Raw genomic sequence first — 2,836 nt, 5'->3', positions numbered from 1 at the left:
GCCGACGAGTTCGGCATGACGGTGCGCCGCGTGTCGGAATCCGACGTCGAGGCGGGCTTCCTGTCCGACGCCATCGACGACGAGGCGGTCACGCCCCGCGCGCCGGTGGTGGCCATCATGGGCCACGTCGACCACGGCAAGACCTCGCTGCTGGATGCGCTCCGCACCACCGACGTGGCCGCGGGCGAGGCCGGCGGCATCACCCAGCACATCGGCGCCTATCAGGTGAAGCTGGCGACCGGCGAGGCCGTGACCTTCCTCGACACCCCGGGCCACGCGGCGTTCAGCGCCATGCGGACCCGCGGCGCCAACGTCACCGACATCGTCATCCTTGTGGTGGCCGCCGACGACGGCGTCATGCCGCAGACGATCGAGAGCATCCAGCACGCCAAGGCGGCCGGCGCCCCGATCATCGTGGCGGTCAACAAGGTCGACAAGCCGGACGCCGATCCGCAGAAGGTCGTCAACGAACTGCTGCAGTACGAGATCATCGGCGAAGCCCTCGGCGGCGACACACAGATCGTCGAAGTCTCCGCCAAGGCGCGCACCAATCTGGACGGCCTGCTCGAGGCCATCCTGCTTCAGGCCGAGGTCATGGACCTGAAGGCCGACCCGGAACGCTCCTCGGAAGGCGTGGTCATCGAGGCCAAGCTGGACAAGGGTCGCGGTCCCGTGGCCACGGTTCTGGTCAAGCGCGGCACGCTGAAGCGCGGCGACATCGTCGTGGCCGGCTCGGCCTGGGGCAAGGTTCGCGCCCTGCTGAACGAGCGCAACGAGCAACTGACCGAAGCCGGTCCGTCTGTCCCGGTCGAGATCCTGGGCCTCGACGAGGCGCCCAGCCCGGGCGAGCCCTTCGCCGTGGTCGAGAGCGAGGCTCGCGCCCGCGAACTGACCGAATATCGCGCCCGTCTGAAGCGCGAGAAGCTGACCGGCGGCATCAACCAGGTCTCGCTGGTCGACATGATGTCGAAGCTGCAGTCCAAGAAGGTCTCGGAACTGCCGGTCCTCATCAAGGCCGACGTCCAGGGCTCCGCCGAGGCCATCGTCGGCTCGCTGGAGAAGATGGGCAACGAGGAGGTCCGCGCGCGCACCGTGTATTCGGGCGCCGGCGGCATCACCGAGAGCGACGTGCAACTGGCCAAGTCGGCAGGGGCCCCGATCCTCGGCTTCAACGTCCGCGCCTCAAAGCAGGCCCGCGACCTCGCCGAGCGCGAAGGCGTGGAGATCCGCTACTATGCGATCATCTACGACCTGCTCGACGACATGAAGGGCGTTCTGTCCGGCATGCTGGCGCCGTTGCAGCGGGAAACCTTCCTCGGCAACGCCGCGGTGCTGCAGGTGTTCGACATCTCCAAGACCGGCAAGATCGCCGGTTGCCGCGTGTCCGAGGGCGTGGTCCGCAAGGGCGCGAAGGTCCGCATCATCCGCGACGACGTGGTGGTGCTGGAGCTGGGCACCCTCACGACGCTCAAGCGCTTCAAGGACGAGGTCAACGAGGTCCCGTCGGGCCAGGAGTGCGGCATGCATTTCCAGGGCTTCCAGGACATCAAGGCCGGCGACTACATCGAGTGCTTCACCGTCGAAGAGATCAAGCGCACGCTGGACTAGGGACCGGGCGGAATGTGGCTCCGCGCCGTCATTCCGCCCCATCCATTCGGGATGAGTTCGCCATGCGCCGCATCCTGACTGTTCTTCTCGCCGTCTCCGCCGTCGCCTCTCCGGCGGCGGCGGAGACGCGCTATCTCGCCTTCGACGCTTCGGACCGGCTGACTCAGGCGCTCACCCGCGGCATCACCCTCGAGGCGGACCGGGGGCTGTTCGGCGCCATCAGCGTGCGCCGGATCATTTCGACATCTCAGCGCGGCTCGGCCGACATCCGCCGCGGCGGCCCGGACGCGGTGCGTCGGGCCCTGCCACAAGGTGCGACAGAGACGTCCGTCTATTCGATAACGCCCGAGGGCGGCGGCCGCGCGCTGGGGCGGGCCCTGTGCCCCGGCTCGGACGAGGCGTGGATGGTGCTGGGCCGGGTTCGGCTGGCGCGCCCCCTGACCGTGCACGCCGTTGGCCGCTGGCCGGACGGCGCCTACCGCCACTGCACCAAGCTGTCCTACAGCTGGCGCGGCGAATGGGCCGGGCTCCCCGCCGGCGCGACCTCCGAGGCGCCCGACGCGCCTCCCGCGCGATAGGCGTTCACCTCGGCCTCCGCCCTCGCTAAGGTTGGGATGATGACCGCCGCCGCCGCCCTGCCGCCCCACACCGGACTGAAGCGCCTCGCTGCCGCGCTCGGCGTGCTGTGCACGGCGTTGTTGCTGCTCGCCACGGAGAACCGCTTCGCCGTCGAGGCGGTGCGGGCGCTCGAGACCGGCGTCGGCGCCGTCGGCCAACGCGCGGCGCGGCTTGCCGGCGACATGCCTTCGCGCGCGGCGGAAGGCGTCGCCAGCGTGACGGAGGTCCTGCCATTCGCCGCCCCGGTCGCGGCCGCGCCCGGGGATGTGATGCTGGCGGGCGAGTTCGTCACCGCCGACGGCGCGACGCCCGGGTCGGTCGCCTTCGCCGCTGCCGAGGTGCGGTTTGGATCGGGGGAGACGTGGCGCACCCAGCCCCTCCGCATCGCCGCCGGCAGCGACCGGTTCGACGGGAGCCAGACCTTCGCCCGCCGGCTGAAGGCCCGCGCCGACGCACAGATCGAATTACGGCGCATCGTGCCGGCGACGGCCGACGGGGCGGTCTCGTCGACACCGCTCTGCGGCGGAGCGACGCCCGGTTCGATGGCGCTGCTGCATCGGGGCGCGCAGGTGGACGTGATGCTGTTCCACGCCGGCGCGAGTCCGGGGCC

At 70.5% G+C, this 2,836-nt stretch carries 3 protein-coding genes; all 3 read left to right on the top strand.

Features of this window, described 5'->3' with window-relative positions; translation table 11 throughout:
- On the top strand, positions 1-1,608 hold a 1,608-nt coding region (infB, locus tag VGB60_RS11665), incomplete at its 5' end, for a translation initiation factor IF-2 (RefSeq protein ID WP_331038420.1).
- 62 nt (positions 1,609-1,670) lie between these two features.
- Positions 1,671-2,186 (top strand): hypothetical protein, encoded by a 516-nt coding sequence (locus tag VGB60_RS11660; RefSeq protein ID WP_331038419.1) that lies wholly within the window; start codon positions 1,671-1,673, stop codon positions 2,184-2,186.
- Positions 2,187-2,225: 39 nt separating this feature from the next.
- Positions 2,226-2,836, top strand: a 611-nt coding sequence (locus VGB60_RS11655) for a hypothetical protein (RefSeq protein WP_331038418.1), incomplete at its 3' end; no start/stop codon positions are given.

Origin of the sequence: Brevundimonas sp., from assembly GCF_036399195.1 — a bacterium.
GTDB lineage: Bacteria > Pseudomonadota > Alphaproteobacteria > Caulobacterales > Caulobacteraceae > Brevundimonas.
Note: the sequence above shows the minus strand (reverse complement) of the source record. Positions and strands in the feature narration are given on the sequence as shown.

Excerpts from the sequence above, each read along its gene's own strand:
- VGB60_RS11660 (WP_331038419.1), top strand. The coding sequence starts at position 1,671 with ATGCGCCGCATCCTGACTGTTCTTCTCGCCGTCTCCGCCGTCGCCTCT.